The following is a 15,099-nucleotide window of genomic DNA, read 5'->3' on the forward strand; positions in this document are numbered from 1 at the left end:
GTATCAGTAAGAGCCCCTTGCTTACGAGGCCATCGCCTTCTTGATCGTCTCCGCCGCGTTCTTGTAGACCGCCAGCAGGTCCAGGTCCTTGCCCGGATAGTTGACGATCTCCACCTGCTTCGCCCCCGAGTCCGGCAGCACCTCGCCGGTCGTCATGTGCACGTTGTCGAAGACATACGCAGGCTTCTTCTTAGCCAGGTCGGACAGCTGCTTGGCCGTCACGGCCTCAGGACCGTACGAGCCGGCCACCCGCACGCCCGTCATCTTCGCCGACCACACGGAGAAGACCTGCGCGACGACGGACGGGGCCTTGCCGTCCGGCCACGCGTCCTTCAGCTCCTTCTGCAACGTGCCGTACTCGCTCTTGAAGGACGTGTTCCACCTCGCGGCGGCATCCTCCGTGCCGAACATCTTGCCCAGCCGGGTGACTTCGGCGCTCGCCTTGTCGGCGTCGTTGTCGAGGTTGACCTCGACCAACTTCGCGTCCGACCCAACGGCCTCCTTGATCTGCGCCGCATACGGCTCGAACGGGGCGTAGAGCACGAAGTCCGCGTCCGCGACCGCCGCGAGGTCGGACGGCTTGGGGTCGTAGTCCGGGGCGTGCTGCGCGGACGACGGGACGATGACCTTCACGTCCTCGGCGCCGGCGGCCTTGGCGAAGGCGCCCTCCCAGGTGGTGGTGGCCACGACTACAGGGGCGTCACCGTTCTTCTTTCCACTCCTGCTCGTGTCCGCGCTGCCGGCGGAGTCGGCCTTGTCGGAGCCGCAGGCGGTGGCGGTCAGGACGAGCGCCGTGCTCAGGCTCAGTGCGAGGACGGAAGGGACACGGGCGATGCGGACGCGGATGCGCGCCATGAGCTGATTCTCCGTTCGGGAATGAGATGGACGGCCAGGACCACAACGCCGGCCGTCAGGACGAGCACGGGCCCGGGCGGCCAGTCGAGCTTCAGCGCGACGAGGAACCCGGTGAGGTTCACGACGACACCGATGCCGACCGCCCAGGCGGTGATGGACTTCAGGGACGTGCCCAGCCGCCTCGCGGCCAGCGCCGGCAGCAGAGTCAGCGCGTCGACGAGCAGCGCACCGGTCAGTTTGAGAGCCCCGGCCACAGACACCGCGACCAGGACGAGCAGCAGAAGGGTCAGCAGGTCGACGCGCACCCCGGAAGAGAGGGCGAGTTCCCGGTCGTAGAGCAGGAGGGCGAGGTCACGGCGGCGCCACCAGAACAGAGCCGGTACGACGACGGCGAGCGCGCCCAGCAGCCACAGATCGGCCGTGCCCACGGACAGGATCGAACCCCACAGCAACGCGAACGCACCCTGCGCGTTGACCCCGGACACCGCCAGGACCAGCAGCGCGGCGGCGATCGCCAGACTCATCAACAGGCCCATCGCCCCGGACAGCCCGTCCGGTGTACGCGCGAGGGGCGCGACCCCGGCCCCGGCGAGGGCGCAGGCGACCAACGCGCACAGCATCGGATCCAGCCCGGTCAGCAGCCCGATCGCGATGCCCAGCAGCGCGACGTGCATCATCGCGAACCGCACCGGCATGATGTCCAGCCCGACGATCACGACGCCGATCACGGGCAGGCCGATCGCCGCCAACAGCAAGGCGGCACCAGCTCGTTGGACGGGCATGAGCTGGAGGAGCTGTCCGAGATCGGCGGCGGCAAGGCTGTTCACCGGACCTCCCTCAGCCGGCCGGCGGCCATCTCCAGCACCCGGTCGCAGCGGTCGGCCAGCGCCCGGTCGTGCGTAACGACCACAACCGTCACCGGCAGGGACAACAGGACATCGGCCGCCTCCTCCTGCCCGGCGAAGTCGAGGGCCGCGGTGGGCTCGTCCGCCAGCAGCACCCCCGCCCCAGCGGCCACACAACCCACCGCACGGGCCAGATACATGCGCTGCAACTGCCCCCCGGACAGCGTGTGCAGCGGCCGTTCGGTCAACGCCCCGACACCCAGCTTCTCCGCCGCCTCCAAGGCTTCCGCCTGTGCCCCGCTGCTGGCCAGCAACTCATCCGCCAGCAGCGGGAAACGGCCCACCGCCGGCTTCTGCGGAATCCAGGCACACGCCCGGCGCCGCCACGCCCACTCGGCCGCCGTACCCGTGCCCCGACCGCCGACCAGGATCCGCCCGCCTGCCTGGCGGTGCAGGCCCAGCACCGCGCGGATCAGCGTGGTCTTGCCCGACCCGTTCGTGCCGGTCAGCGCGACCCGCTCGCCCGCCTCGATGTCGAGGTCCACACCGCGTACGGCCTCGACGCGGCCGTGTCGGCAGGCGACTTCACGCATCCGCACATCCAGACCGTCCATCCCACCTCCTGCTCGCTCCCCAAGAGGAGTCGGAGCGGGAGGGCATTGAGTTCCCGGCCGGCCGGCACATTCACAACACCGTGTGGAGATGACCTCCCGGCGGGCTTCCACCGGCCGGGCGACTCGGAGATTTCCGCAGCTACTCCGGGTAGGGGGCGGGTCGGTGAGCGGAACGTCTCGCCCACGCTCCGGCACGGCCCGGTCGGTGCACCGGTCTCGGGCCGGACACCGCCCTCTCCACCAGTAGGTACAGCAGCCCGCTCAGCGCCAGCCCCGCAGCGGCACCGGCCAGGGCGCCGGGGGCACCGCCGACGACAAAACCGAGCCAGCCGTATCCGCCGGCCAGCACGGCAAGGGTGGCTGCGGTAAGAGGCGACGCTCCGCCGAACCGCATGCGGGCGGGTACCGTCCTCGCGGTCCTCGACGCGCCCGGTTCCCAGGGCCGCACCGGGTGCCCTCCGCTCCTGGGACCGCGCGTACCACCCGTCATGTGACCGTCCCTCTCCCCCGCTTCGGTCCGCACCGATACGCCGTCCACCCGTGCCGACACGGGCCTCGGAGGAGTCCTTCCCCCGAGTCCGCGCGCCGGAACCGGCCGCCGTGCCGGCACGGACCGGACCGGAACGAGAGTCGGGCCGTGGTCGTCGCCGCGACTCTGTCAGGCGGTGGCTACGCCGTCCAGCTTCCCGGACTTGGCGTTTTCGACCAGCGACGAGAACTGGTCGGCACTCATCTGCACGCGCTGTCCGAAGTCGTCGGTGAGGACCACGCGACGCTCGGCGGAGGCGGTGGGGTCGATGAACAGTTGCGGGCAGCCGCAGTTGTAGTTCCCGCAGAAGGCCGCCACCGAGGTCAGGCCGTCGATGTCGTTCATCGTTCACGACCTTTCGTGCTGTGTGATTCCCAGGGAGTTGGTGGCCCCACCGCGGGGTCTCCCGGGCCGACTCATGAGTGGATTCCTCTCGGCGGTGAGCTCGCGTCCTCCACGTCCGTTTACTGCCCGTCACGCCTGCCGGGACTCGGTGGGATGAAGACGATCTCCACGCGGTACTAGGGCGGACGTACGCCACCTGCTCCAGTGGTCGGAGGGAACTCGCTTCTGGTCCCCGCCGCTTGAACCCGATGCCGTTGCCCTCGCTCTGAGCTCTGGGCCCTTCCTGCCGGGCGCACCGGGTACTGGCGCCGACGGCGCACCGCTCGCTCCTTCGTCCTCAGGGTGATGCCTCTCCGCCTGCCCGCTGGGTCACGGCCTGTGCGCACAGCACGCCGCACCCCGCAGGCACTTCCAGATCTGCGCCGATTCGACCGGGTCAGGGCGTCGCGGTCTGCCCCGAGGTGCTGACGGCCGTACGGTCGTAGCGCAGCCCTGAGTGCGCACGGTCACCGCCACTCCGCGCCGGGGCGGATCACCACCACCGACGTCTTGATCGGTCCGCTGCGTTCGAAGTGCAGCGTGAACGGTACGAGGTCGAACTCGCGCCACCTGTCCTTCGCCCGCACGGTCACGTCGAGGCCGGTCGGGGACATGTCGAGCGTGTCGCCGGCCGGAACGGCGGCCGACTCCACCGTCTGCCCGTACGCGGACGCGCCGCCCGTCATGCGGTGCCGGCTGAGCACGGCCTCGCCCGTGATGGCGGGGGACGTCACCTTCAGCAACCGGTCGTTCGCGCCCCCGGAGTTGGTGATCCGGAAGAACGCGGCGGTGTCCCGGGTGTCGCCGTACGGCAGGAAGACGCGTCCACTGGTGACCGCGATCCGCGCCGGGCTGCCCGCGTTGCCGGTAGAGGTCCACGTGGTCAGGGCACCCAGGGCGACGCAGCAGGCGGCGACGGGGGCGAGCGCGGCAAGGAGGCCGTCGGTGAGCCGGCGGCGGGTCGGGCGCCAGGAGTGCTGCCCGGTCGGTGCGGCCTGCTCCGTCTGCTTGTTCTGCCCTGCCTGGGTGGTCTGTGCGGTCTGTGCGGTCATCGCGTACGTCTCCGGTCGGGCGAGGGCCGCCAGGCGCGCAGCCGCAGGCTGTTGCCGACCACGAGCAGCGAACTCACCGACATCGCCGCCGCGGCCAGCATCGGGTTGAGCAGGCCCACCATGGCGAGCGGCACGGTGACGGCGTTGTAGCCGAAGGCCCACACGAGGTTGGCGCGGATCGTGCCCAGGGTGCGCCGGGCGAGGAGGACCGCGTCCCCGAGCGCTTCGATGTCGCCGCGTACGAGGGTCACGTCGGCGGCCCCGATGGCCGCGTCGGTGCCGCTTCCCATGGCGATGCCGAGGTCGGCGCCGGCGAGGGCCGCAGCGTCGTTGACGCCGTCGCCGACGACCGCGACCCGGCGGCCCTCCTCCCGCAGCCGCCGTACGAGGTCGGCCTTGTCCTCGGGTGTGCGGCGGGCGTGCACCTCCTCGATGCGCAGCGAGGCGGCGACGGCGCGGGCCGGTGCCTCCCGGTCGCCGGTGGCGAGCACCGGTTCGATGCCGAGGCGCCGCAGCCGGTCCACGGCCCGGTAGCTGCCGGGGCGTACGACGTCACCGACCTCGATCAGCGCCTGTGGCACGCCGTCCACGCGGACCAGGACGGACGTGTGCGCGGCGGCCTCCGCGGCGGGGAGCGCGTCCGCCAGCGCGGCGGGCAGCTCGTCGTCCGGTGCGACGACCTCGACCAGTCGGCCCTCGACCCGGCCGTGCACGCCACGGCCCGCCGTGGCGGTGAAGTCGCCCACCTCCGGCAGCGGGTCCTTCCCGGGCAGGTTCCGGGCGGCATACGCGACGATCGCCCGGCCGAGCGGATGCTCCGAGCCCCGCTCCACCGCTGCGGCCAGCCGCAGCGCCTCCTCACCGCCGAGACCGCCCGGCACTGCCGTGACCCGGGCGACGGTCATGTGCCCGGAGGTGAGAGTGCCCGTCTTGTCGAGGACGACGGTGTCGAGGTGCTGGAGTGCCTCCAGCGCCTGCGGTCCCTTGACCAGGACACCGAGCTGGGCGCCCCGGCCGGTGGCTGCCATGAGTGCGGTCGGGGTGGCCAGGCCCAGCGCGCAGGGGCAGGCCACGACCAGCACGGCCACGCACGCGGTGATCGCCGCCTGGGGGTCGGCCCCGGCGCCGAGCCAGAAGCCCAGCACGGTCACCGCGAGCGTCAGCACCACCGGCACGAACACCCCGGCCACGGAGTCGGCCAGCCGCTGCGCCTTCGCCTTGCCGGCCTGCGCCTCGGTCACCAGCCGCGTGATGCGGGCGAGCTGGGTGTCGGCGCCGACGGCGGTGGCCCGGACGAGCAGCAGCCCGCCGGAGTTCACGGCCCCGCCCGCCACCGCCGATCCGGGCCCGACCTCGACCGGCTCGCTCTCCCCGGTGATCAGGGAGAGATCCACGGCCGAACTGCCCTCGGTCACCTGGCCGTCGGTGGCGACGCGCTCGCCCGGGCGGACGACGAACACCTGCCCGACCGTCAGCTCCTCTATGGGAATGCGCCGTTCTCTACCGCCCTCGCGTACTGCCACCTCCTTGGCGGCGAGGTTGGCGAGCGAGCGCAGGGCCGCCCCGGTCCCGTGCCGGGCCCGCGCCTCCAGATACCGCCCCGTCAGCACGAACAGCGGCACGCCGACGGCCGCTTCCAGATAGACATGCGCCATGCCGTCCGAGGCGGAGGGCAGCAGGCTGAAGGGCATCCGCATCCCGGGCTCGCCCGCACCTCCGAGGAAGAGGGCGTACGCCGACCAGGAGAAGGACGCCGCCACACCCAGCGATACCAGGGTGTCCATGGTCGCCGTGGAGTGCCGCAGTCCGCGCGCCGCCCGGACGTGGAACGGCCACGCGCTCCACACGGCGACCGGCGCGGCGAGCACTAAACACAACCACTGCCAGTTACGGAACTGCCACGCGGGCACCATGGACAGCACGAGCACCGGAACCGAGAGCAGCGCCGTGATGAGCAGCCGTTCCCGCTCCTGGCGGGTTCCCTCCGGCTTCTCCTCGGCTTCGTCCGCACGCCCGCGCGACCTGGACGGCTCGGCCGGCTCGGGCAGGGCTGCGGTGTACCCGGCCTGTTCGACCGACGCGACGAGTTCCTCCGGGCTGACGTGCGGTGGATGGCTCACGCGGGCGCGCCCGGTGGTCAGGTTGACCGTCGCGCTCACGCCCTCCAGCTTGGCCAGCTTCTTCTCCACCCGCCGCACGCAGGCCGCGCAGGTCATGCCGCCCACGGTCAGGTCGGTGGTGAGCACCGGGGGCGCGGGGTCCGTGGTCATCAGCCGCCGCTCCCGTGGTCCATGCCGCCCATGTCGCCCATGTCGTGCGTATCGCCCCGGTCCGTGTCTCCGTCCCGGCCGGCGTCGCCGCCCGTGCCGGAGCGGTGCATGCCGGGTGCGACCGGTCCGGCGGCGGCGCCGACGGCGTACGACACCGTGAAGACCAGGGCGAGCAGCAGCAGAAAGCCACACAGGGCGGGCGGCGGCACGAGTCTGCGCAGCCCAGCGCCCGCCCCTGGGGAAGGCTTGCGGGGTTCTTTCATGACCGGCCTCCTGACACGCGTCGGACGTCCCGGAGAGCGGTCCTCCCGCCGGCCTCCTCGCGCCGTACCGGCTAAAGGAGTCGGGGTCGGTACGGAGTGGGTTCCCGCACGTTCCCGTGACGTACGTCACGCAGCATCGGCTTTCAGTAGGCGTCGGCCGTGCGCAGGGTCAGGATGCGGACGGTGCGCTCGCCGCTGTGCGCATCCCGGCCGTGCCAGCAGCGGTAGTTGTCGAGGACGAGGATGTCGCCCTCGGCGAGCCGGAAGCGTGGCAGTGACGGTTCGAGGCCGTGGACGGCTTCGTGGAAGCGGGCCAGCATGGCGCGTACGTGCTCGGTGTCCGGGTCGCGGTGCAGTGGTGCGGCACCGTCGGTACGGCGGACAATGCGCCGGCCGGTGCGGGTGTACTCGACGTGCCGGCCGACACGCGGGGTGGCGGGCAGCCCGCGCAGACCCGCCCACTCGCCGTACAGGTCGACATCGGTGCCGGTGAGGAAGTCCAGCAGGGCAGGGTCGGTTGCCGCGAGGCCGTCGACGAAGCCGTACGCGTCGACCGCGAAGGAGTCGCCTCCGCAGGGAGCGGGCCGAACGCACTGGATCAGGACGTGGTCCTCGTCGGGGTCACGCCGCCTTTCGGGGACGCCGCCGATGTCGACGACGAGGTCGAAGCTGTCGGCGTGCAGGTGGACGGGACCGGCGTCGCGCGAGGTGCGCACGCGGTGTGGGTACAGCCGGCGCAGGCGGCTCCCGAGGGTGTGGGCCGCGGCGACGACGATGGCGTCGGCGGTGTTCTCGTAGCCGGTGAGGACGACAGCTCCGTCCCGCGCCAGGAGTGCACGGGCCTCCTGCTCTCGTCCGCCGGGGACCCGGGCGGGGACAACGCCCGGGGACGTGAGGGAAGTCGGCGGACGGCCGGTGTGGCTGAGTGAATGCATGGCCCGAGACTGTCGCATCAGGTGGCGCTCTCGGTCTTCCGCTCAGCTCCCGGCGCCCCCTCGGGCCGGCGGGAGAAATGGCGGGCGCTGGGTACGAGCGCGGCGACGGCCGGCGCTGCGAAGCAGGTCAGAGCGCAGACCGCGAGGACAGCCTGGGTACCGAAAGCGTCGATGGCGGGGGCGATGAGGGCGAGCCCGACCGGGGCGAGTCCGTAGGAGAGCAGGAAGTCCAGGGAGGAGACCCGGGCCAGCTTGTCCGGTGCGACCTCGCGCTGGGTGGCGGTGAACCAGGGCACGTTGAACAGCTCGATACCGATCCCGGCGACGGCGTAGGCGGCCATCACCACGATCGGGTGGACAGGGAACATCAGGCTGAGCGGGGCGAATCCGTAAGCGGCGAGGCCCGTCAGGGCGGTCCAGCCCGCCGAGCGGGGGCGCCAGCGGGCGATGAGCAGGGCCGCGGCCAGTGCTCCGGCGGTGTAGGCGGTCATCGCGCCCGCGAGCACCACTTCGGTGCCGTACTCATCGCGGCTGACCAGGGGCAGGGCGACACCGGTCGCGGAGTAGCCGGTGGCTATGACGGCCGTCAGCGCGCCCAGGCCGGCGAGGAACCACGGGTGCCTGCGGGCTTCGCGGATGCCGTCGGCGAACTCGGTCAAAAAGGCGACCCATCCGGGGCGTTCGACGGAGGGAGCGTCCTTGGCGCCCGTGCCGGCACGTGCACCCGGTCCGGGTACGAGTGCGGCGACGAGCCACAGCAACCCGATGCCCAGCAGCAGCGCCCGGATATCGAGGAACACGGCGAGCAGGGCGGCCAGCGAAGGCCCCACGAGGGTGTTGACCCGGACCGCCAACGTCATGGCGGCGTTGGCCTGCTGCCTGCGCTCGGGGTCGACGACCTCGGCGGTCAGGGCCTGGAACGCGGGCCGGCAGGCGCCCTGCCCCGCACCGGCCACGGCGGCGGCCACCGCCATGAGCAGGACCGAACGGCCCAGCCCGGCGGCGATCACCGGGGCCGCGACCCCGGCGGCCAGTCCCGCCCACAGCACGACACCCCGGCGGGAGTGCCGGTCGGCCAGTACTCCTGCGACGGGCACCGCGGCGAGGAAGCCCGCGGTGCGGGCGGCAAGCAGGAGGCCGAGGTCGGTGGCCGTGAGCGTGCGGTCGAGTACCGCGAGCCCGAGCACGAACGGCAGGGCCCAGGTGGCCAGCCCCGACGCCGTGGCGCCCGACCAGAGCCGCAGGAAGGCGATGTCGAGAAGGATCGGCCGCTGTTTTCCGGAAAGCGACTCGGAGTCTGTGGTCGGTGCGGGTGGGGTCGGCACGTCGTGACGCTCCTGTCGTTCGTGAGGCTGGTCGGTTCGTTCGTGGTCCAGGCCGAACCGGCCGCGAGGGCGGACCGCGGTCCCGCTGGGCCGGCTGGGCCGGCTGGGCCGGCTGGGCCGGCTGGGCCGACTGCCAACCATCCGCGTGTTCCGGGCTGTTGGCAGCCGACAGCGCATGGGGGACTGCCGGAGCCCACTGCCGCGTCGACTCCGAGGTCTAGATTAATGAAAACCATTATCGGTAGAGTAGCCCTCGGCTCACCCGCGCTCTGCACATGACCGAAATCCCACGCCCTTCCAGACCGGAGGATTCATGCGCCACCCCGCACGCCTCGGCGTCGCTCTGGCCGCACTCGCTCTCACAGCAGTCAGCTGCTCCTCGTCGAGGGAGTCCTCCGGTGACCGCTCCGCGGAGAAGGCGGCCTCCCGGACGACGACCGTGACGAGCTGCGGCCGGAAGCTGTCCTTCGACGAACCGCCGAAGCGCGCCGTCACCCTGGACCAGTCCGCCACGGAGACGCTGCTGGAACTCGGACTCGCGGACCACATGGCCGGAACCGCCAACCTGAAGACGAAGATCGCCAAGGAGTACCAGGACGCCTACGCAAAGGTGCCGGTCCTCAGCCCCAAGATCCTCACGGGCGAACAACTCCGCGCCGCCACCCCCGACCTCGTCGTGGCCTCCTTCGACGACCTCTACGCCAAGGACCGGGTCGGCACCCGCGAAGAACTCGCCGAGCTCGACCTGCCCTCCTACGTGAGCGCCGTGGAGTGCCCGAAACAGAACGCCCCGGACAAGACCCCGTTCGACCTCCTCTTCGACGACTACACGAACTACGGCAAGATCTTCGACGCCGAGGACAGAGCGGAGAAACTGGTCGACGAGCAGCGGGCCGTGGTCGACAAGGCGGCCGAGACCGCCGAGCAGGTCGAGGGCGAACCGACCGTCGTCTGGTTCTACTCCGTCTACAACGGACTGCCGTACGTCGCCGGCAAGGGCGGACTGCCCAGCGAGATGAGCAGGCTCGTAGGCGCGAAGAACGCGTTCGACGATGTCGATGAGGAATGGCCGGAGGTCTCCTGGGAGCAGATCGCCGACCGCGACCCCGATTTCATCGTGATCGGCGACCTGTCCGAGCGCGGAGCTCCCGGCGACAGCGCCGAGGAGAAGCTCAAGATGATGCGCGAGGACGCGGTGGTGTCCAAGCTGACCGCCGTCCAGAAGAACCGGATCATCGAGGTGCCCGGCATCGAGATGGACCCCTCGGTGCGCACCACGCACACGCTGAGGCTGCTGATCGAGGGCATGAAAGACCTCGGATATGCCCGCTAGCGCGAACGCTCCGTCCAGCGTGCCACGCCCGGTGGACCTGCTGCATCCAGCGGCCCGAGACCGCGGGCACGCGGCCCCCTCCGCGGAACCGCCGCCCGCGCCGCCGGCCTTGAGCCCCTCCGGACTGTCGCAGGCGGCGCTGCTCCTGATCGGGACGGTGCTGCTGGCCGGGTCGCTGGCGGTGTCGGTACGGATCGGTGTGGCCGACGTCGGCTACACCGATCTGGCACGTGTGGTGGGCCCCCGGCTCGGCCTCGACATCGAACCGCTGCCCCGCCTGGTCGACTCTCTCATCTGGGACCTGCGCGTCCCGCGCGTGCTGATGGCGGCACTGGTCGGTGCCTCGCTCGCGGCGTGCGGGGCCGTGCTGCAGGCCGTCACCCGCAACGCGCTGGCCGACCCCTATCTGCTGGGCATATCGTCAGGGGCGTCCACCGGGGCCGTTGCCGTGGTCGTGCTCGGCGTGGGCGCGGGCGCGATCGGGGTGACCGGCGGGGCGTTCGCGGGCGCGCTGCTGTCGTTCGGTCTGCTGCTGCTTCTGTTGCGGCGCACCGGTCTCGACTCGGCACGGATCGTGCTGACGGGCGTGATCGTGGCGGAGCTCTTCATGGCCCTGACCGCTCTGGTCCTCACCGCGTCCGGGGACGCGGACTCCATCCGTGCGATCACCCACTGGCTGCTGGGCTCGATGGCCTCGACCCGCTGGGACTCGGTGGTCATCTGCGCGGTGGTCAGCGCGGTGGGACTCGTGGTGTTCCGGCTGCACTCCACCGCTCTCGACGCCTTCGCCTTCGGCACCGACACGGCCGCATCGTTGGGCATCGACGTCCGGGCCGTACGGCGCGTGCTGCTGGTCGTGACCGCGGTGATGACCGCCGTGGCGGTCGCCTCCGTCGGCGCGATCGGTTTCGTCGGCCTCATCGTGCCGCACGGGGTCCGCTTCGTCGTCGGACCATTGCACCGTTCCCTGCTGCCGTTCTCCGCGCTCGTGGGCGCGATCTTCCTCGTGTGGACGGACGCGCTGGCCCGTGTCGCCTTCTCACCCCAGGAGGTCCCGGTCGGAGTGTTCACCGCCCTGCTCGGCGTACCGCTCTTCCTGCTGGTCATGCGCAAGCGAGGTGAACTGTGAGGATCGCCGCCGAACAGCTGAGCTGGTCGGTACCCGGCCGGACGATCGTCGACGACGTCACTTTGGACATCACCCCCGGGGAGACGGTCGGCCTGATCGGCCCCAACGGCTCCGGCAAGTCCTCCCTGCTGCGCTGCCTGGCCGGCCTGCGTGCCCCGACGGCAGGGACAGTGCTGTACGACGGCGAGCCGATCCACGACTGGGACACACGCCGGATCGCCCGGCACGTCGCCTTCGTCGAACAGGCCACCGACACCGACAGCGACCTGCGCGTCGCCGATGTCGTCGGCCTCGGCCGCACCCCCTTCCGGGACCGCTGGCGCGGCCCCGACGCCACCGACCGGGCCGTCATCGCAGCCGCCCTGGCCCGGCTCGGGCTCACCGAACTCGCCAGCCGGCACTGGAAGTCACTCTCCGGCGGGGAACGCCAGCGCACCCACATCGCCCGCGCGCTCGCCCAGCGACCCTGGTGCATCCTGCTCGACGAGCCGACCAACCACCTCGACATCAAGCACCAACTGGAGCTGATGGCCCTGCTGGCCGGCACCGACCAGACGGTGCTGGTCGCCCTGCACGACCTGTCCCTGGCCGCCCGCTACTGCGACCGGCTGCTCCTCATGCACCAAGGACAGCTGATCGCCGCAGGACCGCCCGCGGACGTACTGACCCCGGCCCGGCTGGCCGACGTCTTCGAGGTCGACGCCGACATCGGCCTCGACTGCCTCGGCAACCTCGCGGTCTCCTACCGCGGCACCGCACCACAGGACTGCCCCGACCGCCCGCGCGCGACCGTCGAGCCCTCCCAGCACCCGCTAAAGAGGTGAATGCCGACACCGGGTAGGCGGCGGAGCGTTTGCCGCCAGTGTCCGCTCAGCGGCTCTGGTTTCGACTACACCTGCGAGGCGGCCAGCAAGGGCGCGGAAAGCCTTTCCCCGCCGCCCATCTCACCTCCTACGCCGGAATCGCCCCGGCCACGAAGCCGTCGGGCACCTCGATCCGCGGTGAACACGCACCCCGAGGCGGAAACCGGCAGCTCAAACGGGCGATATTTCTGTCCGCCTTCGCCTGTATGAACGCCGACCCGGCCTCCCGCGCCTGCATACGACAAGCAACGCGCCCTCGGCCAGACCCGCACCCAGGTCCTCATCCGACTCGCCCGCCAACGCATCAGAAACCCCTACGCGGGCCGGCGAACATGACCGCCGTACTCGTCACGACGTGCGGATCGCGTCGTCCTCGACAGTCGTCTCCGTGCTGGCCTTCTGCTGCCGGTACGACGTCGCGACCGCGGTCGCACCCGTCACCTTGAGCCGATCAGCCCGCCGCAAGCTGATCCGTAAGCGTGTGGCACCCTCTGGCGACGTGCTCGGCCACAACTCTCCAACATCGCCGGGGCGAGCGGCCCGGCTGTCACGGCATCAGGGCGATCAGCACCCGCTCCTCGAGGTCCTGCCACACGACGTCGACCTCGGCGAAGCCCGCCTCGCGGAGCGCGGCCTCGTGATAGCCGATGCCCGGGGAGGCCCACTCGTTCTTGGCGCCCTCCGCCCAGATCCCGCGTCGGGCGTCGACGGCCTCGCTCAAGGCGGGCACGGACTCCGCGCTCTTCCACCAGGTCTCCCAGTCCTCGGCGCCGCGGGCCAGCGCGGCGGACTGGCGGCGGGCGTTGACGGCGACGGAGGCCGCCTTGATCCGCTTGTTCCGCGGGCCGGCCGGGAGGTAGTCGGCGTTGATCAGCACGCCACCGGGCTTGAGCAGGGTCGCGGCGGCGCGGTACACCGCGACCAGCTCCGGCGGGCCCAGCCAGTGCAGCGCGGTGCTGGACAGGACCGCGTCGAAGGTGCCCGGCTTGCCGTCCTCGTCGAGGGCGGTGACCCAGTCGGGGGTTCGCAGGTCGGTCCGGACCCAGCGCAGCCGACCGCCGTGGTCCCCGCAAGCGCCCTGCCCGATCGTCAAATCCGTCAGAGGGCCGCTCGCGACCCGCGCACGCCACAACTCCACCAAGAGGGAGAGGACATCGAGATTGGCGGGGAGGGCCAGGACTACGTGTGGCCGCTCAGAGCCCTCCGCTCGCCGCAGCGCCAAGAGGTCCTGACGCAGAACGACCACCGGGTCCCCGGTGACACCCAGTGGACCCCACTCCCGCACGTGCGGGCCGGCCCCGGACAGGAAGCGCTGGACGACCGGGTACCCCTCGTCACCCCGGCCCTCCACCGACACGGCCAGCACCGTGGCTTGCGGGGAGACACGCAGCAACTCGTCGATCACAGCGCCCCGAACACCCGGGGTATTGCCGGTGACCACACTCAACAGACCCTTGGACATGTGATCTTCCGTCAGTTGAGGTGGGCGACCTGCCGCGGCGCCGGAGCAGCAAGCAGAGACTCGGCAAGACTGCCGTCGTCCGGCATTCCGGCTTGCAGCCACGCGGCGACCGCCTCCGCGTCGGCCCGGGTCGCGATCGGGCCGAGACGCACCACCACCCCGAGGGGACGGCGGTCCGCCGCACACGGCTGCACAGCGGCGTACAGTCCGCGGCCGGCACGGCAGTTCAGAAACCGGTCCAAGCACCCGGTGGAGATCATGACGCCGTGGGAGCAGGCACGGACAGCCCGGCGCAGCACGTCCATGACGTGACCGTCGGCGGCCTCACGGCAAGCGGCACAAACAACCAGGGTGAAGGGACTGTTCTCGGGGTCGCGTGCGGTGGGATCCATGCGTGCGTTCCTTCCTCGCCCTCCGTGCGTGCCGCGGCCGTCCTTGGCTGCCGGCGTCGGGCCCGCCGCTCGGGCCCTTCGCATGCGGGCGTAGCTCCCGGCAGTGGCTTGCGAGCAGGTCTTGTGGGCGGGCTGGGTGATGCGGCCCTACTTGAGAGCAGGATGCTCACATCGACATGCGCAAGCTAACAGAAAGCGAAAACGATTTTCAATAAGGCGGGTCGGAGCACCTGCCGACCCGCCGTCCCATACGACAGCAGAAGGGCCGCACCACGCACCGCCAGGACCAGGCCAGTGGGGATGAACAGACCATGAGAAAGCGCGATGCCGAGGGCCAGGGAGGCCAAGGGAACCGCCCGGGGCGGTTGCGTCGGCCCCTGAGAGCGAACCGCACCTCGTCCTCATCGTGTTCGTCATCCGTGGGCTCGCCCACCTGCACTTCCGCAACGAGCGCTGGATCGGTCGGCGCCAGGACAGCTCGCAACAGCAGCGAAGCGGCCGACGGCCATTCCAGCGATCACCAGGCCACCAGCGCGGTGATCAGGAACGGCAGCGGCATGGTGTCTCCAGCGATCTTCAGATCGCGCCCATCAACGAGATGATCACCACGACCTCGGGGACATGCTCGGCCACCACGCGGTCATTCACCGGATCGATCACGGCAGCGGCAGAAGCAGCGGATACACGCCGATGCCGCACAGCAGGAAGACCAGTGATAGCGACAGCGGTCGTCCGGCCAGGACCCGAGGCAGAACGTCCGCAGCAACGCTTCGATCCCCAGCCAGGCGAGCAGCTCGGCGAAGGCCGGGTCGGTCATGAAAAGCGAATGGTGAACCCAAGACTCCGAG

14 protein-coding genes and 1 pseudogene are annotated in these 15,099 nt (G+C 71.1%); 4 read left to right on the forward strand and 11 right to left on the reverse strand.

What is annotated here, in order from left to right; translation table 11 throughout:
• Positions 1–21: 21 nt before the first annotated feature.
• The 9 genes from OG899_RS04075 to OG899_RS04115 all read right to left on the reverse strand — a co-directional run bounded on the left by OG899_RS04075 (position 22) and on the right by OG899_RS04115 (position 9,072).
• Positions 22–855, reverse strand: a complete 834-nt coding sequence (locus OG899_RS04075) for a metal ABC transporter solute-binding protein, Zn/Mn family (RefSeq protein WP_125498520.1) — start codon at positions 853–855, stop codon at positions 22–24.
• The gene (locus OG899_RS04080; RefSeq protein ID WP_125498519.1) at positions 804–1,682 is read right to left on the reverse strand and encodes a metal ABC transporter permease; all 879 of its coding nucleotides are present in this window, start codon (positions 1,680–1,682) and stop codon (positions 804–806) included. Before OG899_RS04080 ends, OG899_RS04075 begins: the two co-directional genes overlap by 52 nt.
• Positions 1,679–2,314: an ATP-binding cassette domain-containing protein gene (locus OG899_RS04085; protein WP_168131773.1), complete on the reverse strand. Its 636-nt coding sequence runs from the start codon at positions 2,312–2,314 to the stop codon at positions 1,679–1,681. Before OG899_RS04085 ends, OG899_RS04080 begins: the two co-directional genes overlap by 4 nt.
• Before the next feature lie 658 nt (positions 2,315–2,972).
• Positions 2,973–3,188 carry a hypothetical protein gene (locus tag OG899_RS04090; protein WP_125498518.1) on the reverse strand — a complete coding sequence of 72 codons (216 nt, stop codon included), beginning with the start codon at positions 3,186–3,188 and terminating at the stop codon, positions 2,973–2,975.
• Between the two features lie 506 nt (positions 3,189–3,694).
• Positions 3,695–4,279: a copper chaperone PCu(A)C gene (locus tag OG899_RS04095; RefSeq protein WP_168131772.1), complete on the reverse strand. Its 585-nt coding sequence runs from the start codon at positions 4,277–4,279 to the stop codon at positions 3,695–3,697.
• Positions 4,276–6,549, reverse strand: coding sequence for a cation-translocating P-type ATPase (locus tag OG899_RS04100; RefSeq protein ID WP_125500395.1), 2,274 nt, complete (start codon positions 6,547–6,549; stop codon positions 4,276–4,278). The genes OG899_RS04095 and OG899_RS04100 overlap by 4 nt, the downstream gene beginning before the upstream one ends.
• Positions 6,549–6,812 carry a hypothetical protein gene (locus OG899_RS04105; RefSeq protein WP_125500396.1) on the reverse strand — a complete coding sequence of 88 codons (264 nt, stop codon included), beginning with the start codon at positions 6,810–6,812 and terminating at the stop codon, positions 6,549–6,551. The genes OG899_RS04100 and OG899_RS04105 overlap by 1 nt, the downstream gene beginning before the upstream one ends.
• A 143-nt stretch (positions 6,813–6,955) precedes the next feature.
• On the reverse strand, positions 6,956–7,747 hold the full coding sequence (locus OG899_RS04110; protein WP_168131771.1) for a TauD/TfdA family dioxygenase: 792 nt from the start codon (positions 7,745–7,747) through the stop codon (positions 6,956–6,958).
• Positions 7,748–7,764: 17 nt separating this feature from the next.
• Positions 7,765–9,072, reverse strand: a complete 1,308-nt coding sequence (locus tag OG899_RS04115; RefSeq protein ID WP_125500398.1) for an MFS transporter — start codon at positions 9,070–9,072, stop codon at positions 7,765–7,767.
• Between the two features lie 313 nt (positions 9,073–9,385).
• Here OG899_RS04115 and OG899_RS04120 point away from each other — a divergent pair, with 313 nt between their 5' ends.
• The 4 genes and pseudogenes from OG899_RS04120 to OG899_RS04135 all read left to right on the forward strand — a co-directional run.
• On the forward strand, positions 9,386–10,405 hold the full coding sequence (locus OG899_RS04120; protein ID WP_168131770.1) for an ABC transporter substrate-binding protein: 1,020 nt from the start codon (positions 9,386–9,388) through the stop codon (positions 10,403–10,405).
• Between the two features lie 109 nt (positions 10,406–10,514).
• On the forward strand, positions 10,515–11,534 hold the full coding sequence (locus OG899_RS04125; protein ID WP_229814401.1) for an iron ABC transporter permease: 1,020 nt from the start codon (positions 10,515–10,517) through the stop codon (positions 11,532–11,534).
• A complete protein-coding gene (locus OG899_RS04130; RefSeq protein WP_125500401.1) occupies positions 11,531–12,358 on the forward strand; it encodes an ABC transporter ATP-binding protein in 828 nt (275 codons plus the stop codon). The genes OG899_RS04125 and OG899_RS04130 overlap by 4 nt, the downstream gene beginning before the upstream one ends.
• 89 nt (positions 12,359–12,447) lie before the next feature.
• A pseudogene (locus OG899_RS04135) lies at positions 12,448–12,733 on the forward strand (transposase); the annotation flags it as partial.
• Positions 12,734–12,944: 211 nt separating this feature from the next.
• On the opposite strand, the gene OG899_RS04140 reads toward OG899_RS04135, so the two are convergent.
• A complete protein-coding gene (locus OG899_RS04140) occupies positions 12,945–13,802 on the reverse strand; it encodes a class I SAM-dependent methyltransferase (protein ID WP_189343464.1) in 858 nt (285 codons plus the stop codon).
• A 68-nt stretch (positions 13,803–13,870) separates the two neighbouring features.
• Entirely contained in the window at positions 13,871–14,164 is a 294-nt protein-coding gene (locus OG899_RS04145) for a hypothetical protein (protein WP_125500403.1), read from the reverse strand.
• Positions 14,165–15,099 lie beyond the last annotated feature (935 nt).

Source organism: Streptomyces thermoviolaceus (assembly GCF_045209695.1).
Taxonomy (GTDB): domain Bacteria; phylum Actinomycetota; class Actinomycetes; order Streptomycetales; family Streptomycetaceae; genus Streptomyces; species Streptomyces thermoviolaceus.